This window comes from Corallococcus silvisoli (genome assembly GCF_009909145.1).
GTDB classification, from domain to species: Bacteria; Myxococcota; Myxococcia; order Myxococcales; family Myxococcaceae; genus Corallococcus; species Corallococcus silvisoli.
In genome coordinates this window covers 69,448-87,507 of the sequence record NZ_JAAAPJ010000002.1, presented here as the reverse complement: position 1 = coordinate 87,507, position 18,060 = coordinate 69,448, and the positions used below count along the sequence as shown (strand labels likewise).

Annotated in this window: 14 protein-coding genes; 9 read left to right on the top strand and 5 right to left on the bottom strand. The window is 72.0% G+C overall.

Going from position 1 to position 18,060, the window contains the following annotated elements; all coding sequences use genetic code 11:
• Window positions 1-17: 17 nt before the first annotated feature.
• The 6 genes from tsaB to GTY96_RS06100 all read left to right on the top strand — a co-directional run bounded on the left by tsaB (window position 18) and on the right by GTY96_RS06100 (window position 6,240).
• Window positions 18-761, top strand: a complete 744-nt coding sequence (gene tsaB, locus GTY96_RS06125; RefSeq protein ID WP_143899163.1) for a tRNA (adenosine(37)-N6)-threonylcarbamoyltransferase complex dimerization subunit type 1 TsaB — start codon at window positions 18-20, stop codon at window positions 759-761.
• A gap of 69 nt (window positions 762-830) precedes the next feature.
• Window positions 831-1,862: an aspartate-semialdehyde dehydrogenase gene (locus tag GTY96_RS06120; RefSeq protein WP_143899162.1), complete on the top strand. Its 1,032-nt coding sequence runs from the start codon at window positions 831-833 to the stop codon at window positions 1,860-1,862.
• A 127-nt stretch (window positions 1,863-1,989) separates the two neighbouring features.
• Entirely contained in the window at window positions 1,990-3,015 is a 1,026-nt protein-coding gene (locus GTY96_RS06115; protein WP_328700781.1) for an MXAN_2561 family MXYO-CTERM-anchored protein, read from the top strand.
• Window positions 3,012-3,731: an MXAN_2562 family outer membrane beta-barrel protein gene (locus GTY96_RS06110; RefSeq protein WP_143899160.1), complete on the top strand. Its 720-nt coding sequence runs from the start codon at window positions 3,012-3,014 to the stop codon at window positions 3,729-3,731. The genes GTY96_RS06115 and GTY96_RS06110 overlap by 4 nt, the downstream gene beginning before the upstream one ends.
• A gap of 10 nt (window positions 3,732-3,741) precedes the next feature.
• The gene (locus tag GTY96_RS06105) at window positions 3,742-5,553 is read left to right on the top strand and encodes a PKD domain-containing protein (protein WP_143899159.1); all 1,812 of its coding nucleotides are present in this window, start codon (window positions 3,742-3,744) and stop codon (window positions 5,551-5,553) included.
• A gap of 24 nt (window positions 5,554-5,577) precedes the next feature.
• On the top strand, window positions 5,578-6,240 hold the full coding sequence (locus GTY96_RS06100) for a molybdenum cofactor biosynthesis protein (RefSeq protein WP_161664175.1): 663 nt from the start codon (window positions 5,578-5,580) through the stop codon (window positions 6,238-6,240).
• On the opposite strand, the gene GTY96_RS06095 is transcribed toward GTY96_RS06100, so the two are convergent.
• From GTY96_RS06095 to GTY96_RS06080, 4 genes are all read right to left on the bottom strand, one after another.
• Window positions 6,241-6,921 carry a hypothetical protein gene (locus GTY96_RS06095; protein WP_161664174.1) on the bottom strand — a complete coding sequence of 227 codons (681 nt, stop codon included), beginning with the start codon at window positions 6,919-6,921 and terminating at the stop codon, window positions 6,241-6,243.
• An 86-nt stretch (window positions 6,922-7,007) separates the two neighbouring features.
• Window positions 7,008-10,808 (bottom strand): ATP-binding protein, encoded by a 3,801-nt coding sequence (locus GTY96_RS06090; protein ID WP_161664173.1) that lies wholly within the window; start codon window positions 10,806-10,808, stop codon window positions 7,008-7,010.
• A 168-nt stretch (window positions 10,809-10,976) separates the two neighbouring features.
• Complete coding sequence (locus GTY96_RS06085; protein WP_235685423.1) at window positions 10,977-12,737, bottom strand: site-2 protease family protein; 1,761 nt, start codon at window positions 12,735-12,737, stop codon at window positions 10,977-10,979.
• A gap of 19 nt (window positions 12,738-12,756) precedes the next feature.
• Window positions 12,757-13,179 (bottom strand): NUDIX domain-containing protein, encoded by a 423-nt coding sequence (locus GTY96_RS06080; protein ID WP_143899155.1) that lies wholly within the window; start codon window positions 13,177-13,179, stop codon window positions 12,757-12,759.
• Between the two features lie 72 nt (window positions 13,180-13,251).
• Here GTY96_RS06080 and GTY96_RS06075 point away from each other — a divergent pair, with 72 nt between their 5' ends.
• A complete protein-coding gene (locus tag GTY96_RS06075; RefSeq protein WP_255441942.1) occupies window positions 13,252-13,734 on the top strand; it encodes a hypothetical protein in 483 nt (160 codons plus the stop codon).
• Window positions 13,735-13,796: 62 nt separating this feature from the next.
• Window positions 13,797-15,749 (top strand): acetate--CoA ligase, encoded by a 1,953-nt coding sequence (gene acs, locus GTY96_RS06070; RefSeq protein ID WP_161664172.1) that lies wholly within the window; start codon window positions 13,797-13,799, stop codon window positions 15,747-15,749.
• A gap of 24 nt (window positions 15,750-15,773) precedes the next feature.
• Here acs and GTY96_RS06065 read toward each other — a convergent pair whose 3' ends face one another.
• Window positions 15,774-15,920: a hypothetical protein gene (locus GTY96_RS06065; protein ID WP_161664171.1), complete on the bottom strand. Its 147-nt coding sequence runs from the start codon at window positions 15,918-15,920 to the stop codon at window positions 15,774-15,776.
• A gap of 216 nt (window positions 15,921-16,136) precedes the next feature.
• Between GTY96_RS06065 and GTY96_RS06060 the strand changes: the two genes are divergently transcribed.
• A complete protein-coding gene (locus GTY96_RS06060; RefSeq protein WP_161664170.1) occupies window positions 16,137-17,873 on the top strand; it encodes a dipeptidase in 1,737 nt (578 codons plus the stop codon).
• The last annotated feature ends 187 nt before the right edge of the window (window positions 17,874-18,060 follow it).

Sequence of the window (18,060 nt, the reverse complement as noted above, 5' to 3'; positions counted from 1 at the left end):
GAAGAACTCGAGAAGGGATGTCGCCTGTGTTGCTCGCGCTGGACACCTCCACGCTGACCTTGTCGCTCGCCCTGGTGGAACGCCGGGGGGAGGACGTGCGCGCGGTGGAGCACGTGGTGGTGCCTCCGCCCGAAAAGCAGAGCGAGGCGCTGCCCGGTGTCGTCGGGGAGCTGCTCCAGCGCCACGGCCTGAAGCTCCAGGACCTGGAGGGGCTGGCGGTGGGCCTGGGGCCGGGGTCCTTCACCGGCCTGCGCATCGGGCTGGCCACGGTGAAGGCGCTCGCCTACGCCACGGGCCTCAAGGTGGCCGGCGCGTCGTCGCTGGCGGCGGTGGCGCTGGAGGGTCCCGAGGGCGTGCCGCTGTTCTGCCTGGCGGTGGCGCGCAAGGACGACCTGTACCTGGGGGCCTACCGCCGCGTGGGCCACGCCGTGGAGGCGCTGGCGCCGGAGACCGCGATGTCGCCGGAGGAGGTGGCCCAGCGGATGGCCGCCGAACCTGAAGCGGTGGCGCTGGGGCCGGCCCTCGCGGACTACCGGCAGGCGCTGGAGAAGCACGGCGTCGCGCCGCACCGGCTCCTGTCCGGCCCCGCCTTCCCGTCCGCGGTGGAGGTGGGGCGCCTGGCGCGGCTGCCGGAGGCGTACTCCCAGCAGGCGCTCTTCGCCCTGGAGCCGCACTACGTCCGGGCGTCGGAGCCGGAGCGCAACCCCAAGTTCCCGCCGCTGCCGGGCCCCGCGCCCACCGCGCGGCTCAAGGAAGATTGAAGGGCTGCCCGTCAGGGGCGTGCGCGTCGTGCTCGCGCGCTGGGGGGCGGTGACGTAAAGGAGCCCATCATGAGAGAGAACCTTCGGATTGCCGTCGTGGGCGCCACGGGCGTGGTGGGCCGCGAGGTGCTGGCCGCGCTGTATGCCCGCGACGTGCCCATGGAGCAGGTGCGGGCCTTCGGTTCGGAGCGCTCCAAGGGCCTGGAGGTGGAGTACGGCGAGGACTCGCTGGAGGTGGAGCAGGCCTCCGCGGACGCCTTCCGCGGCATCCACGTGGTCCTGCTGGCCACGCCGGCCGAGGCGTCCCGCACGCTGGCCCCGGCCGCGCAGGCCGCGGGGGCCTGGGTGGTGGACGCGAGCAGCGCCTTCCGGAGCGACGGCAACGTGCCGCTCATCCTGCCGGGCTTCAACCTGGAGGCCCTGGGGCCGGGCTTCAGCTTCAAGGGCCGGGTGGTGAGCCTGCCGGGCATCATCACCAGCGCCACCGTGCACCTGGTGGAGCCCCTGCGCCGCGCGTTCGGCGTGGTGCGCGCGCAGGTGACGGCGCTGATGGGCGCCTCCAGCGCGGGCGTGCGCGGCATCGCGGAGCTGGAGAAGCAGACGGCGGACCTGCTGTCCGGCCGTGAACCAGAGCCGCAGGTCTTCCCGCACCGCGTGGGCTTCAACCTGGTGCCCCAGGTGGGCGGCTTCATGGTGAACAGCCCCTGGACGGAAGAGGAGGGCGGCTGGACGCTGGAGGCCGCGCGCCTGTTCTCCGCCCTGGGGGAGACGCCCGTACTCGCCGGCACCGCGGTGCAGGTGCCCACCTTCCACGGCCACGGCCTCACCGTGAACGTGCAGCTCAAGAAGCCCGGCCCGGTGGAGCAGGTGCGCGCCGCCCTGAAGACGTCCCCGGCGCTCAAGGTCCTGGATGCCCCGGGCGAGCGCATCTACCCCATGCCCATGCTGGTGATGAGCGACCCGGCCGTCCATGTGGGCCGGGTGCGCGCCTTCCCCCAGGCCCCGGAGTGGGTGACGCTCTTCGCGTCGGTGGACAACGCCGGCCGGGCCGCCGCCCACCTGGTGGATGCCGGCCTGAAGCTCGCCGAGCGCCCCGCCTGACAATTTGGCAAAGCCCCCGGGGACGCCTTGCCTGTTTGGCGCGCGAACCCGGGGTTTTCGCTGGGAAACGGGCTGTCTGGACGGGGGTTGTGGGTGGCCCCGCCCTTGCTAGCCTCTTCGTTCATCCATGCGCCTTCTCATTACGGCTCTCCTGCTCGTCGCGTCCACGGCCGTGGCCCAGAGTGGGCCTACCGTGACGTTCACGAGCTCGTCCTCCACCTCGGGCCTGACCATCCTCGTGCCCAAGAGCGATTGCGGCACACAGCGTCGTTTCAGCTTCACGCGCAGCGGGAACATCTGTGGCGGATCGCTCTTCATCTATGTCACCGAGAAGAGCTGCGGTTCGGAGCCCGGCACCACGGACCTCAAGCTGGAGACGCTGTCAAACTCCAGCGCGACGAGCGGCACGTTGATCTTCAGCGTGGCGGATCTGCTCGCCGCGAGGGGAGCCGGGTCGACGTGCGACACGCAGGCGGCGGATATCTCCTTCAACCTGTGCGCGTCCGCGCGCCAGACGAACAGCCTGCTGGAGTGCCAGACGGCCTACACCAGCGTCGGCACGCCGGCCTTCGTGGTGGATTACGACCCTGAACCGCCCGCGACCCCCGTCATCGCCAAGGTCATCGTGCGTGACTCGGCGCTGTCGGTGCAGGTGGATGGGGCGGAGGATGACTCCACCATCGCGGTGGAGGCGGCGATGGTGGCGGCGACGAGCAGCGACGCGGGTACGGGCGACGCGGGCACGGGCGATGCCGGGACGCAGGATGCCGGAACGGATGACGCGGGCACCGCCGACGCGGGTCCGGACGCTGGCGGGCAGGGGTTGGTGGGCGCGCTGGCGGTGGAGGGCACCACGGGGCCGGTGACGCGCGTCACGAAGGCCGCGGGCGAGGGCAACGTCGTGCTCACCGGCCTGGTGAATGGCGTGACGTACCGGATTCAGGCGACCGTCACGGACGCCGCGGGCAACGTGAGTCCTGGCTCCGCCACGGTGGACGCCACGCCGGTGAAGAGCAATGGTCTGTTCGATAAGTACATCGAGGACGGCGGCGAGGAGCGCGGCGGTTGTGCCGCGACCGGTGGAGGCATCGCTGGCGGCGCGGTGCTGGCCGCGCTGAGCCTCTGGCTGTCGTCTCGGAGGAAGGTGTCATGAGCAGCAGGGCAGTGGGCCTGGGAGTCGCGGCGCTTCTCTTGGCGGTTCCAGCGGTGGCGCAGGAGGTGACGACGCCCACGCGCTCACCGCGCACCGGCGCGGTGCTCTTCCGAGGGGGCGGCTACAAGCCACGCATCGACAGCGAGAAGGCCCTCAACGGCGCGACGCCGTACGAGGACACCTTCGGGGATTCGTCGCTGCTGCTCATCGAAGCGGAGCTGCAGCGGTTCTTCTACCAGGGCATCGGCACGGCGGGCCTCGGGCTGTCGGCGGGCTACGCGGAGAAGTACGCCAACGCGCTGCTCGATGACGGCACCCCGGCCGCGGACAAGTCGGCGCTGAAGGTGGTGCCCCTGCAGCTCAACGCCTTCTACAAGTTCGACTACGCGGCCTTCCGCTGGGGCATCCCGCTGGTGCCGTACGGCAAGCTGGGGCTCGTCCTGACTCCGTGGTGGATGACCAAGGGCACGGGCACCGAGATCGTCGATGGCAACAAGGCCAGCGGCGCGAAGTGGGGCTACGCGGCCACCGCCGGCGTGTCGTTCCTCCTGGACGTGCTGGAGCCGCGCTTCGCTCGCGACTTCGACTCCGACCTGGGTGTCAACCACTCGTACCTCTTCGCCGAATACACCTACGCGGAAGTGAACAACTTCGGCGGCAAGGGCCTGAACCTGGGGAGCCGGCGCTGGAGTTTCGGGTTGGCGTTGGATTACTAACGGTACGCCCATGGCGTCCCGTCCCCGCGCGCTCCCATCCCCGCTTCCGCTGTTCCTGCTGATGGCCGCCGTGGGGCTGGGAACCTCCGCCTGCCACGGCGTCCGGCCCGACCTGGGGCCGGAGCGCACGCTGGAGGCGGGCGTCCCCGAGTCCTTCGGCTCCCAGTCCCCGAAGGCGCCCACGGTCACCTGGGACTTCGGGGACGGAACGCCGCCCCAGACGGCCGCGGGCGCGCGCCATGCGTGGGCCACCGCGGGCCGCTACACGGTGCGGGCGCTCGACGGGCAGAAGGAGCTGGCCCGGGTGGTGCTCACCGTGGTGCCGCGTCCGGTGCTCCGCGCGGTGCCGGCGGACGCGCAGACGGTGCTCTGGGTGCCCCGCCTGCGCGGCAACGTGGAAGGGCTGATGGGCTTCTACGAGCGGATGGTGGGCGCCGCGAATGCCCGCCGCACGCTGGAGGACGCGCCGCTGGTGCCGCTCTTGCTGCGCGGCGTGTCCGGCGGCCGCTCGGAGGTGGACCCCGAGGAGGGCTTCGGCTTCTTCCTGCTGCCGGACTTCGACGGCGTGGTGGCGCTGCTGGGCGTGACGGACCCGAAGGCGGCCATCGCGGCGGTGTCGCGCGAGCTGCGGAGCGCGGGCCATCAGGTGCTGCCCCGCGAGGACGGAAGCGCCCGGGTGGATCCGGTGGATGGCGGCCGGTCCATGCTGCTGTTCGCGGACCGAGGCTACGTGTACCTCGCGGTGCCAGATTCGCCGGACGCGCCCGCGCCTGGGGAGACGGTGAAGGCGCTGGCGGCGGTGGAGGAGTCGGCGGACGTGGAGCGCGTGCGCCGCCACGTGGAGGCGCTGTCCGGGCCGGGCATGGCGGAGAACGTGCTCCTGGCGGAGCTGCGCGCCAAGGTGCGCGATGGCAGCGTGTTCCTCTTCTCCTCGCCGCCGGTGCCAGAGGCGGAGAAGGAGGACATGCCGGTGCGCGGCTTCTTCGGCGCGCTGGCGGTGCAGGCGGATCAGGCGGAGCTGGACGGCTTCCTGTCGTCGTCGCGACCGCTGCTGGGCGAGACGCGGGGCCCGGCCTCCGCGCTGCTGGGGCGCGCGGCGGTGGGGCCGGTGGCGGCGGCGCAGTTGTCGGTACCTCCGGAGGAGCTGGCGAGGCTGGTGTTCGGCTCGCCGCGGTCGCCCCGGCGCGAGCGGACGCTGGAGCGCTGGCGCAAGCAGGGGCTGGACGCGGAGCCGCTGCTCAAGGCGCTGCGCGGCGACGTGGCCATGCTCGTCTACTTCGACGCGGCGGCCTTCTTCCAGAGCTTCGTCCGCAACCCGCGCCCCGCGCCCAAGGGCACCGTGGTGATGGAGGCGGGCCTCACCGGTCTCGAGCCCGTGCTCAAGCTCGTCCAGAAGCAGCTTGAGGACAACGCGCTCGTCTTCCAGAAGGAGGCGCAGGGCAACACCACGCGCTTCCGCACGCGGCTGCTGGAGCAGCCGGTGTCGCTCACGCTCACCCCGGAGCGCGCGACGCTGGAGGCGGGCGAGGTGCTCTCCGGCCGCGAGTCGGGGGACGTGGGCCGGACGCTGCGCACGCGCTTCGGCGGGGATGCGTTCGGCCCGGGCCACCTGTCGCTGATGGTGGACATGGGGCAGCTGAAGGCGGACCTCGCGAGCGCGCGTTCGGTGCCGGGCGTGGGGGCGGCGCAGCTGATGGCGAGCCAGGTGTTCGTGACGGCGCTGCTGGAGCGGCTCACGCCGTTCGAATACGGGTTCCTCGACTTCTCTCCCACGGAGGGTGGGGGCCGGCTCCAGGGCCGCGTGGTGCTGCGCGAGCGCTAGGGACGCCAGGAGGCGCACAAGGACATGCCCATCACGGTGCTGTACTTCGCCGCGGCCCGCGAGCGCGCGGGGGTGTCGCGGGAATCCCTGGACGTGCCGCCCGGCGCTCGCGTGGCGGATGTGCTCGCGCTGCTCTCCGCGCTGCACCCCTCGCTGGCGCCGCTGCTGCCGCACCTGCGCGTGGCGGTGGAGCAGCAGTTCGTGGGGCTGGACTCGCCGGTGTCCCCGAACGCGGAGCTGGCGCTGATTCCGCCCGTGGCCGGCGGGGCTCCGGGCCTCTTCGCGGTGGTGGACCGTCCGCTCCAGCTCGCCCAGGTGGTGGACGCGGTGGCGGGGGAGACGGCCGGTGGGCTGGTGACGTTCTCCGGCGCCGTGCGCAACCAGACGCGGGGCCGGCGCGTCCTCCGGCTGGAGTACGAGGCCTACGCTCCCATGGCGGAGGCGAAGCTCGAGGAGATTGGCGAGGAGGTCGCGCGTTCCTGGCCGGGCACGCGGTTGGCCATCGTGCACCGCGTGGGCACGCTCGTGCCGGGGGAGCTGGCCGTGGTCATCGCGGCGGCCTCCGCGCACCGCAAGGAGGCCTTCCGCGGCTGTGAGCACGCCATCGAGCGGCTCAAGCAGGATGTGCCCATCTGGAAGAAGGAGTTCTTCGAGGACGGCGAGGTCTGGGTGGGGCTGGGGCCCTAGCTAGCGCACGCCGAAGCTCGCGGGGACGGTGACGCGCGTGCCGCCGTCCTGCTTCTGCGTCGCCTTCTCCGCCTCTGTCAGCGGACGCAGCGGCTGATCCAAGCCCATCGCCTTGCGCCGGGCCTCTTCCTTGTCATGGGCGGCCTGCAACGCCCGCGCGTTGTTCGCGGCGATGCGCGCCGGGTCCGGCCCCATGGCGAGGAACGCGATGGGCGCGCTCAGGAAGAGGATGGCCACGGTGATGAGCCACGCCACGTCGCGAACGCGGAAGCGGCCCGCGCGCTCCTTCACCACCGAGGGCTGCACGAGCAGCCTCAGCTCGCCCTCCATCAGGCGCAGCGTCATGCCCTCGCGCAGCTCCACCGACGCGCGGCCCGGCGCGCCCGTCAGTTCGTCCGGGGCCACCGGCTGGAAGGCGTCGTCCTTGAGGCGCTTCTCCACGCGGGCGGACGGGGGCACGTGGATGCGCCAGCCCTTCGGCGTGCGCTCGGCGAGCAGGAAGGGCTCCTCTGGCAGCGTGAAGCCGTAGAGGGGCAGGGGGGCCGTCTCGTCGGGCGCGGCGTGGACCTGGCCCAGCTCGGGGCCATAGCTCCAGGCCTCCGCCAGGGAGGTGCCCCAGTACAGCTCGCAGAAGAGTCCGCCGTCCGCCACGGAGGCGGAGGGCGCGGAAGGGGTGGGCATGGTCGGGCGGGAGCATAGGGCCTTCGGGGCCTCGGGGCCCGGCTTCCCACGCCCGGGCGTCCCCCGGCCGACGGGCGGCCGGACGCTCAGGCCCCCGTCAGGTCCTTGAGGAGCGTCTCCAGCGTCTCGAAGTGCAGCGGCTTCACCAGGTGCGCGTCGAAGCCCGCGGCCTTGGAGCGCTGACGGTCGGATTCCTGGCCGTAGCCCGTCACCGCCACCAGCTTCAGGGGGCGCGGCTCCTCCTGCTGGCGCAACAGCCTCGCCAGCTCATAGCCGTCCATCACGGGCAAGCCGATGTCCAGGAGCGCGATTTCAGGGCGGAAGTCCTTCGCCGCCTCCAGGCCGCTGGGGCCGTCGTAGGCCACGTGCGTCGCGCACCCCAGGAACTCGAGCGATTCGGAGAGCACGTCCGCCGCGTCCCGGTTGTCATCCACGATGAGCACGCGCGCGCTCACCTGGGCGGGCGCGGGCGTCATCCGGGCCCCGGGCTGGAGCGTGGGCAGCGCGGCAGGGGCTTCCGCCTCCAGCGCGGGCAGCCGCACGGTGAAGGTGCTGCCGCGCCCCCGGCCCGCGCTCTGGGCGCTGATGGTTCCCCCGTGCAGCGTCACCAGGCTGCGCGCGATGGCGAGCCCCAACCCCAGCCCGCCCTGGGAGCGGTCCAGCGCCTGGTGCTCCTGGACGAAGAGGTCGAACACGCGCGGCAGCATCTCCGGCGCGATGCCCACGCCGGTGTCGCGCACGCTGACGACCAGCTCCTGGCCCTCGCGCGTGCCCGTCACGGCCAGGAAGCCGCCCGGCTCGGTGTACTTGGCGGCGTTGGTGAGCAGGTTGGCGAACACCTGCGCGAGCCGCGTGGGGTCCGCGTCCAGGTCGGTGCCGTGCTCGGGGAGGTCCACCTCCAGCGTGTGCTGGCGCTGCTCGATGAGGGGGCTCGTCTGCTCGATGGCCTTGGCCACCACGTCGGTGAGCGAGGTGCGCTCGCGCTTGAGGGTGACCTTGCCCCGGGTGACGCGGCTGACGTCCAGCAGGTCGTCCACCATGCGCACCAGGTGCGTCACCTGCCGCTCGATGAGGGTGCGCTCGCGCTCCGCGGCGGTGTCGCCCCGCAGGCGCATGAGCTGGAGCGCGGTGAGGATGGGGGCCAGGGGGTTGCGCAGCTCGTGGCCGAGCATCGCCAGGAACTCGTCCTTGGCGCGGTTGGCGGACTCCGCCTCGCGCCGCGCGGTGGCCAGCTCCGTCACGTCGAAGACCACCACGATGATGGCCTCCACCTGCCCCTGGGGGTCGCTCATGGGCTGGTAGACGAAGTCGAAGAAGATCTCCTGCGACGCCAGCTCCGGCGAGTGGCTGAAGACGACGCGCAGGGAGCGCCCGATGTAGGGCTCGTTCGTGCGGTAGACGGTGTCCAGCAACTCGTAGATGCCCTGGTGGGCCAGGTCCGGCAGGGCGTCCCGGATGCCCTTGCCCATCACGTCGCGGTTCGCGATGAGCCTCAGGTAGTTCTGGTTGGCGAACTCGTAGACGTGCTCCGGGCCGCGCAGGATGGCGATGCCCACGGGCGCGTGCTGGAAGATGCGCGCCAGCCGCTCGCCGTGCGCGGCCTCCAGCTTGCGCAGCCGGGAGCGGGTGAACTGCGCGGTGACCCGCGACAGCAGCTCGCGGGTGGAGAAGGGCTTCACCAGGTAGTCATCCGCGCCCGCGGACAGTCCCTCCTCCTGGGCCTCCTCTCCCGCGCGGGCGGACAGGAGGATGACGGGCACCGTGCGGGTGCGCTCGTCGGCGCGCAGCGCCTGGAGCAGCCCGAAGCCGTCCAGGCGCGGCATCATCACGTCGGACAGGATGAGGTCCGGCGGACGGGCGAGCGCGGCCTCCAGCGCGGCCTCGCCGTCCCCGACCGCCTCCACCGTCCAGTGGGCGCCCAGCAGCCGGCTCACGTACTCGCGCATGTCCGCGTTGTCGTCCGCGAGCAGCACGCGCCCGCGCTCCTCCAGCGCGCGCGCGGAAGCGCCGCCGTCCGCCGGCGGTCCGGTGTCCTCGTCGGGCACGGGGGGCGTCCCCACGAGCCACCCCAGGGCGTCGCGCACGTAGGGGTCCGTGCCCGCCGAGAGCGGACGGTGGCCGCGCGCGGACGTCACCTGCTCCGAGGGCAGATGCGCGAAGCCGGTGGGGATGCGAACGGTGAAGGTGGTGCCCTGGTCCAGCTCGCTCTGGACGGTGAGGGTGCCCCCGTGCAGGCGCACCAGCTCATGCACCAGCGCCAGTCCGATGCCGGAGCCTTCGTGGGAGCGCGCGCGGGCGCCGTGGACGCGATGGAAGCGCTCGAAGAGCCGGGGCAGTTCGTGCGCGGGGATGCCCGTGCCGGTGTCGGTGACGCACAGCTCGATGTGCCCGTCCCGCCACGCCTGCGCCACGCGGATGGTGCCCGTGAACGTGAACTTCAGCGCGTTGGACACCAGGTTGAGGACGATCTTCTCCCACATCTCGTGGTCCACCCAGGCCGGCTCCGGCAGGGGCGGACAGTCCACGTCGAGCACCAGGCCCGCGCGCTCGATGGCGGAGCGGAAGGCGCTGGCGAGCCCGGCGGTGAGGGACGCGAGGTCGGTGGGTTCGTAGGCGGCCCGCACGCGTCCGGCCTCGATGCGCGCGAAGTCCAGCAGCGTGTTGACCAGCTTGCGCAGGCGCACGGCGTTGCGGTGCACCGTCTCCAGCGACTCGCCCTGGAGCGTCCGCTGGGGGCTGGAGAGGGCGTCCTCGGTGGGCCCCAACAAGAGCGTGAGCGGCGTGCGCAGCTCGTGGCTGATGTTGCTGAAGAACGCCGTCTTCGCGCGGTCCAGCGCGGCGAGCGCTTCCGCGCGCTGGCGCTCCTCCTCGTAGGCGCGGGCGTTGGCGACCACGGCGGCGACCTGCTCGGCGGTGAGCTGGAAGAAGGCGTGGTAGTTCGCGTCGAGCAGGCGCCGGGGGCTGACGCCGCCCACGAGGAAGCCGGAGGGCTGGGATTGGCCGGGCCGCGTCAGGGCCCGCACCACGGCGAGCGCTGGCGGGCTGTTCCAGCGGCCCCCAGGCAGGCCTCCGATGCGCTGGGCCAGCCCCTCCACGACGACGGCCTCGCGTGAGCGGGCGGCCTGGGCGAAGGGCCAGTCGGCGGCGGACTCGGCGGAGAGGGATTGCTGGACGGGCAGTGCCTCCAGCACGGCGTCGGGCAGCAGGCTGCTGCCCGCGCGGCGCGCGGTGTCTCCGTTCGCGTCCAGCAGGTAGAGCAGGGTGAAGGGCAGGTCCAGGTCGTTGTCCGCGAACACCTCCAGGCAGGTGCGGCACGCCTGGTCGGGGGACTTCGCGTCGGCGGAGCGGGCCGCCAGGTCGCGCAGCATGCGCAGCTGCCGGTCGTGCTGCACCTCCTCCGTGGTTTCGCGCACGGTGACAAGCACGCCGCCGACGCCGCCCTGTTCGTTGGGGATGGGGCTGTACGAGAACGTGTGGAACGTCTCTTCGGTGAAGCCCCGGCTGTTGATGAAGAGCGCCAGGTTCTCGCTCCACGTCGCGGGGCCTCCCTCCAGCACGCCTCGCGCCATGGGGCCGACGACGTCCCAGATCTCCCGCCACATCGCTTCGCCGGGGGCGCCCAGCGAGCCGGGGTGCTTGTTGCCGAGCACCGGGCGGTAGGCGTCGTTGTAGACCTGGATCATCTCAGGGCCCCACCACATGAGCATGGGGAACCGGTTGTTGAGCACGACGCCGACCATCGTCTTCAAGCTGACGGGCCAGTCGCGCGAGGGACCCAGCGGCGTCCGGGACCAGTCCAGCGAGCGCACCAGCGCGCCCATCTCACCGCCGCCCGCGAAGTGGTGCTCCTCGGAGGGGGGGCGGGATGGGGGCAAGGGCAGGGGCATGCGGTTCTCTTGGCGGCGCGAGGTGAGGGGGACTGCCTCGGCTTCTGCTTCTATTGGTGCACGTGGGCGCTCGCAATCAACGGCGTTGATCGCATCCGTGAGCCAGCAGCCATTGGCAAGGGCGGCTGCTCCCTGGTTGGTGAGGAGCGGAGCGGCCGGACCCGTGGGTCAGGGCGGGGCTGGCGTCGCGACAGGCGCCGCTTCCCGAACGGGGCTCGCGGCCCCCGCGTCCTGGCCCGGAGGACTTGAGGCGAGCCCGGGCTTTCCCGCGCTGGGGCTCGGAGAACCGGAAGCGACGCCGGGCGCTCCCCCGTCCGGGAGGGGGAGGGTGGCGACTCCAGGCCTGCCCGAGTCCTGGCCCGGAGGACCCGAGGCCACGCCGAGCGGACCGGCGACTGGCACCGCGGAACCCGAGGCCACGCTGTTCGACCCCGGGCCTTGTGCTGGAGGACCCGAGGCCACGCCGAGCGCCCCCGCGTCCTGTGCCGGAGGCCCCGAGGCCACGCTGTTCGACCCGGTGCCCTGTGCGGGTGAAGCCGAGGCCACGCCGAGCGCCCCCGCGTCCTGGAGAGCACTCGTCGCGACTCCAGCGGGCCCTGCGTCCTGAGGCGGCACCACCGCGACCCTGGGCGCGCCCGCGTCCTGAACCGGCGGCGCTACCGCGGCGCTGGCGGGCGTGCCCGCGTCCTGGACAAGGATCCCGGTGCCCGCGGCAGGCGGCGTCACGGCGAGCCCAGGTGTGCCCGCGTCCTGCCCCGGTGGCGCCAGGGCCACCGCGGTCGCTCCCACCGGCTTCGGCGGCACGGGGCTCGTCCCCGCGTCCGACCCCGTGAGCACAGGGGCGGAGACAGACGCCGCCACGCCGCCCGTCCCGGTGCGCGGAGCCTCCGGCGCCGGCGACGGCAGCGCGCGACGGATCTCCGCGCCCGCCGTGGCCACGATGCCAATCGACAGGAAGAGGAACCCCGCCGTCTGCGCGACCGTCTCCACGCGCGGAGGGATGCGCCGGCCGCTCACCGCCTCGATGGCGAGCAGCAGCACCCGGCCCCCGTCCAGCCCTGGCACCGGCACCAGCGTCAGCATCGCGAGCGCCACGGAGGCCGCGACCAGCGCGCGCACCAGCGCATCCAGGCCGGACGAAGTGGCCGACGCGACGTCGGACGACTCCTGGCGCATCAGCGCCCCCGGTCCAGCCCGGCCCACGAGCTCCGGTCCACGCACCATCGTCACCAACGTGGACATCGCCTCGGACGCCACGCGCCCGGTGTGCACGAGGGACTGGGTGAACGCCTCGGCCGGCGCGTGCGTGCGGAACACGTACTGCTGGCTCACGCCAATGCGCCCCGCGCCGCGCTCATCCGCCCGGGGCTTCACCGTCACCGTGCGCGGCTCGCCGTGCCGCTCCACGGACAACTCCAACTGCCGGCCCACGCCGTCCGCCACCCGCGACACGAAGTCCGACCAGCTCGCCAGCGGCTTGCCGTCCACGCGCACCAGCCGGTCTCCCGGCAACAGCTGTGCCCGCGCCGCTTCCGACCCCGGCAGCACCGTGCCCACCGTCAGCGGCACCACCACGTGCGTCCCCGACGAATACAGGGCGAACAGCAGCCCCAGCGCCACCGCGTAGTTCGCCACCGGCCCCGCCAGGATGATGGCCATCCGCTTGAGCGGTCCCAGCGTGCCGAACCCCGTCGTGTCCTCGTCCGCGGAGCGGTGCGGGTTCATCCCCTGCAGGTTCGCGGACGCGCCCAGCGGCACCGCGCCCAGCACGAACTGCGTCCCGCCCAGCCGGAACGACAGGAGCGGCGGCCCGAAGCCCACGGTGAAGCGCGGCACCCGCACGCCCAGCAGGCGCGCGGCCACCAGGTGCCCCAGCTCATGCACGATGAGCAGCGCCCCGAGCGCCAGGAGGACGAACAGGTAGTGCATTCAGCGAGGCCCCGGGCGACTACAGCTTGCGGCGCTTCCCGGTGCGCTTGTAGGTCAGGTAGTCGGACAGGATGGTGCCGTGGTCGAAGCACAGGTCCTTGGGCAGCGCGTCCACGGTGAACGTCCGCGCCTCCGCCGCGTCGTCCGCGCCCACCGGCTCGCCCGTCGCCTTCGCGATGAACACCGTCGAAATCGTGTGCAGCCGCGGGTCGCGCTTCGGATCCGAATAGCTGAAGAACTGCTCCTCCAGCGTCACGTCCAGGCCTGTCTCCTCCTTCGCCTCGCGGACGGCCGCATGGTCCAAGGGCTCGCCCTCGTCCACGAAGCCGCCTGGCAGCGCCCAGCCCATGGGCGGATTGGCGCGGCGGATGAGGACGATGCGCTCGCCGGGCAACTCGATGATGCAGTCCACGGTGGGTTTGGGGTTGCGGTATTCAGGCATGGCGTCGCACTCTACCCCCGCCCCTTCGCGAGCGCCCGCTCCGGATGCCGCCCGTGGGCGATGGTGCGTGCCGTGTCTACCCTCCAACGCCTCTGTGTCGCGGTCCTCGCTGCGTCCGCGCTCCTGACGGGCTGCCTGCCGTACAGCCAGAACGAGGGCGAGTACGAACTCATCCCCACGGAGACGCTGCGCGACGACTGCGGGCTCCTGGCGCGCATCCGGGGCGAGCTCCAGCTGAACCTTCAAATCTCCGGCCGCGTGGTGCGCGCCGACTTCGGCGTGGAGAACATGCAGCTGCTGGGCTTCTTTCTCGAGGAGGGCCAGGCGTTCACCGCCGACGGCAGCGTGGCCAATGTCAGCACCACGACGGAGGACAAGGAGTGCCTGCTCGACCAGGTCCGGGTGCACCTGGACGCCACCACCGTCTGCTCGACGCAGTTCAGTGGTCAACTGCGGCTCACCTACGACGCCAACAACGACACGAACTGCACCTGCGAGCTGTGGCTCCGCTTCGACGGCGTTCAGGACGGCACCCGCTGTGGAGGGAATCCTTGAGATAGCGCCAAGGGGTTCCTAGAACAGGAGGGCGGTTCCCACGCGCAGCTGGAGGGACGTCCATGGCAGACACGCAGGAAATCGTCTCGGTCCTGACCGAATCCCGCGTCTTCCCCCCGCCCGAGGACTTCTCCCGGCGGGCCCACATCCGCGGCATGCAGGACTATCAGCGGCTGTGGGACGAGGCCGCGAAGGATCCGGAGAAGTACTGGGGCGACCGCGCCCGCGAGGAGCTCTTCTGGAAGCAGCCCTTCCAGACGGTGCTGGACTGGAAGCCGCCCCACGCGCGCTGGTTCGTGGAGGGCAAGACCAACCTCGCCTACAACTGCCTGGACCGGCACCTGCCGAAGCTCCACGACAAGCCCGCCATCCTCTTCGAGGGCGAGCCCGGCGACCGCAGGACGGTCACCTACGGCGAGCTGTCCCAGCAGGTGAACCGGCTGGCCAATGGCCTCAAGTCCCTGGGCGTGAAGAAGGGCGACCGCGTGGGCATCTACATGCCCATGGTGCCGGAGGCGGCCGTCGCGATGCTCGCGTGCGCGCGGGTGGGCGCGGTGCACTCGGTGGTGTTCGGCGGCTTCTCCGCCGAAGCGCTCCAGGACCGCATGAAGGACGCGGGCGCGAAGGTGCTGCTCACCGCGGACGGCGGCTGGCGCAAGGGCGCGGTGGTGCCGCTGATGAAGAACGTGGAGGCCGCGCTCCCGCAGGCCCCCAGCATCGAGAAGGTCGTCGTGCTCACGCGCACCGGCGACGGGAAGCTGCCGCAAGGGCCGAAGTTCGTGGCGTGGGACGCGCTGCTGAAGGCCCAGTCCGACGTCTGCGAGCCCGAGTGGGTGGAGAGCGAACACCCGCTGTTCATCCTCTACACCTCCGGCTCCACCGGGAAGCCCAAGGGCGTGCTGCACACCACGGGCGGCTACGCGATGAACGCGTCGCTCACCACGCGCTGGGTGTTCGACCTGCGCGACGACGACATCTACTGGTGCACCGCGGACGTGGGCTGGGTGACGGGCCACACGTACGTCGTCTACGGCCCGCTGATGAACGGCGTCACCACGGTCATCTACGAAGGCGCGCCCACGCAGCCGGGGCCGGACCGCTTCTGGGACATCATCGAGCGCTACAAGGCCACCATCCTCTACACCGCGCCCACCGCCATCCGCGCCTTCATGCGCCTGGGCGACGCTCCGGTGAAGCAGCACGACCTGTCCTCGCTGCGCCTGCTGGGCAGCGTGGGGGAGCCCATCAACCCCGAGGCCTGGATGTGGTACCGCGACGTCATCGGAGGGGGACGCTGCCCCGTCGTGGACACGTGGTGGCAGACGGAGACCGGCGGCATCATGGTCTCCCCGCTGCCCGGCGCCACGCCCACCAAGCCCGGCTCCGCCACCTTCCCGCTGCCCGGCATCCACGCGGAGATATTGGACCGCGAGGGCAAGCGCGTGCCGAAGGGGCAGGGGGGCCTGCTCTTCGTGACCAAGCCCTGGCCGTCCATGCTGCGCACCGTGTACGGAGACCCGGAGCGGTACGTGAACACGTACTTCAGCGAGCTGCCCGGCATGTACTTCACCGGCGACGGCGCCCGCACGGACGCGGACGGCTACGTGTGGCTGATGGGCCGCGTGGACGACGTGGTGAACGTCGCGGGCCACCGCCTGGGCACCGCGGAGGTGGAGAGCGCGCTCGTCGCGCACCCCAAGGTGTCCGAGGCCGCGGTGGTGGGGCGCCCGGACGACCTGAAGGGCACGGCGCTCGTGGCCTTCGTGACGCTCAAGCAGGGCCACGCGCCCTCGGAGGCGCTCAAGAAGGAGCTGGCCACGCACGTGGGCAAGGAGATTGGCGCCATCGCCCGGCCGGATGAGATCCGCTTCGCCGAAGGGCTGCCCAAGACGCGCTCCGGGAAGATCATGCGCCGGCTCTTGCGCGACGTGGCCGCGGGCAGGCCGTCGTCACAGGACACCACCACGCTGGAGGACCTCAACGTGTTGGCCGCGCTGCGCCAGGGCGACGAGTAGCGCCCGGCCAGCGGAGCGGCTGCCCTACGCGTCCTTGCGGGGGCGGCCGTGCTTGTCCCGCACGTTTTCCCGGTCCGCCTTGCTCCACCAGATGCGCGAGCTCCACAGGGCGGGGCCCAGGACGACCGTGAGGACGAAGAACACCACCAGGCCCACCACGATCTCCGTCACGGCTTCCTCCAAAGGGAGTCCTGGGGCCAGGGGCGGCCCAGGGACTGTGAACGGCAACCCTATCGTCCCCGGGGCGGCGGTGCCATGCGTCGCGAGGGCCGGGAAGTAGCGCGGCGCTCGGCGGCCATTGGCTTCACGCATGGAGCCCGGGCGCCAGACGGTCGGGCAACCTGCCCGGGCGGGCAGGGGCCGAAGGTCCTGCTAGATTGCGCCGCCATGACCCGATTCCCCTCGACCCTCTTCGCCGCGCTGCCGCTCACGGCGGTGCTCGTCGCCCCCGTCGCGGATGCATGCACCAGCATGCTGGTGACGAAGGGCGCCACGTCGGACGGCTCCACGTTCATCACCTACGCGGCGGACGCGCACGAGCTGTACGGCGAGCTGTACTACACGCCCGCGCGCCGCCACGCGGCCGGCGCCATGCGCGACGTCGTGGAGTGGGACACCGGCAAGTTCCTGGGGCGCATCCAGGAGCTGCCCGCCACCTATTCGGTGGTGGGCAACATGAACGAGCACCAGCTCTCCATCAGCGAGTCCACCTTCACGGGCCGCAAGGAGCTGGAGGGGCCCGCGGGCCTCATCGACTACGGCTCGCTCATCTACATCGCGCTGGAGCGCGCGAAGACGGCGCGCGAGGCCATCCAGGTGATGACCGGGCTGGTCGCGGAGTACGGCTACGCCTCCACGGGCGAGACGTTCTCCATCGCCGACCCGAAGGAGGCGTGGATCCTGGAGCTGATTGGCAAGGGCGAGGGCCAGAAGGGCGCGGTGTGGGTGGCCCGCAAGCTGCCGGACGGCTTCATCTCCGCGCACGCCAACCAGTCGCGCATCCGCCAGTTCCCGCTCAATGACCCCGCCACGACGCTGTACTCGCCGGACGTCATCTCCTTCGCGCGCGCGAAGGGCTGGTACACCGGCGCGGACAAGGACTTCAGCTTCGCGGACACGTACCACCCGCTGGACTTCGGGGGGCAGCGCTTCAGCGAGGCGCGCGTGTGGAGCATCTTCCGCCGCGCGGCCCCGTCGCTGAAGCTGGGCATCGAGTTCGCGGACGGCGCGGACCCCAGCAAGCGGCTGCCCCTGTGGGTGAAGCCGGACAAGAAGGTGTCCGTGCAGGACGCGATGGCCCTCATGCGCGACCACTTCGAAGGCACGCCGCTGGACATGTCCAAGGACGTGGGCGCGGGCCCCTACGCGGTGCCCTACCGCTGGCGGCCGATGACCTGGGATGTGGACGGCAAGAGCTACGTGCACGAGCGCGCCATCTCCACGCAGCAGACGGGCTTCTCGTTCGTCGCGCAGATGCGCTCGTCGCTGCCGGACGCCATCGGCGGGGTGCTCTGGTTCGGCGTGGATGACACCTTCACCACCGTCTACACGCCCATGTACGCGGGCATCCGGCAGGCGCCGAAGAACTTCGCCCAGGGCGTGGCCAGCCGGGGTGACTTCTCCTGGGACTCGTCCTTCTGGGTCTTCAACTGGGTGTCGAACCAGGCCTACGGGCGCTGGAGCGACATGATCGTGGACGTGCAGAAGGCGCAGGGGGAGCTGGAGGGCCAGTTCCTGGCGGACCAGGCCAACGTGGAGAGCATCGCGCAGGTGCTCTACAAGCGCACGCCGGAGCAGGCCCGCCAGTACCTCACCGAGTACTCCCTGCAGCAGGGCGACAAGGTGCACTCGCGCTGGCGCAAGCTGGGCGAGCAGCTGCTGGTGAAGTACATCGACGGCAACGTGCGTGACGCCACGGGCAAGGTCGGCCACCCCCGCTACCCGGACGCGTGGTACCGCCGCATCGCGGCCGACAACGGCAAGATGCTGGAGTCGCACGAGAAGCCCGAGCCGAAGCCCCAGGCCGAGCCCGTGGCGGCTCCCGCCCCCGCCCCCGCCCCCGCGGCGCCGGTTCAGCCCGCGGCCCCGGCCCAGCCGAAGCCGACCGTCGCTCCGGCGCCCTGAGCCGTCCTCGGCGGGGCCCGTGCACCGGAAGCGCGTCGCCGCGCGGGCCCCCGTCCGCGTGTCTGGAACATGGCGTGGCCTCCCGCGCGCCCTGGCGCCGTGACTCCCGGTATTGGAGCCGGGGCCGGGCGGGGTGCTTGCAGGGCGCCTTCGGTGCGGTGGCCCTGGCACGCGGCGCGGCGGTTCT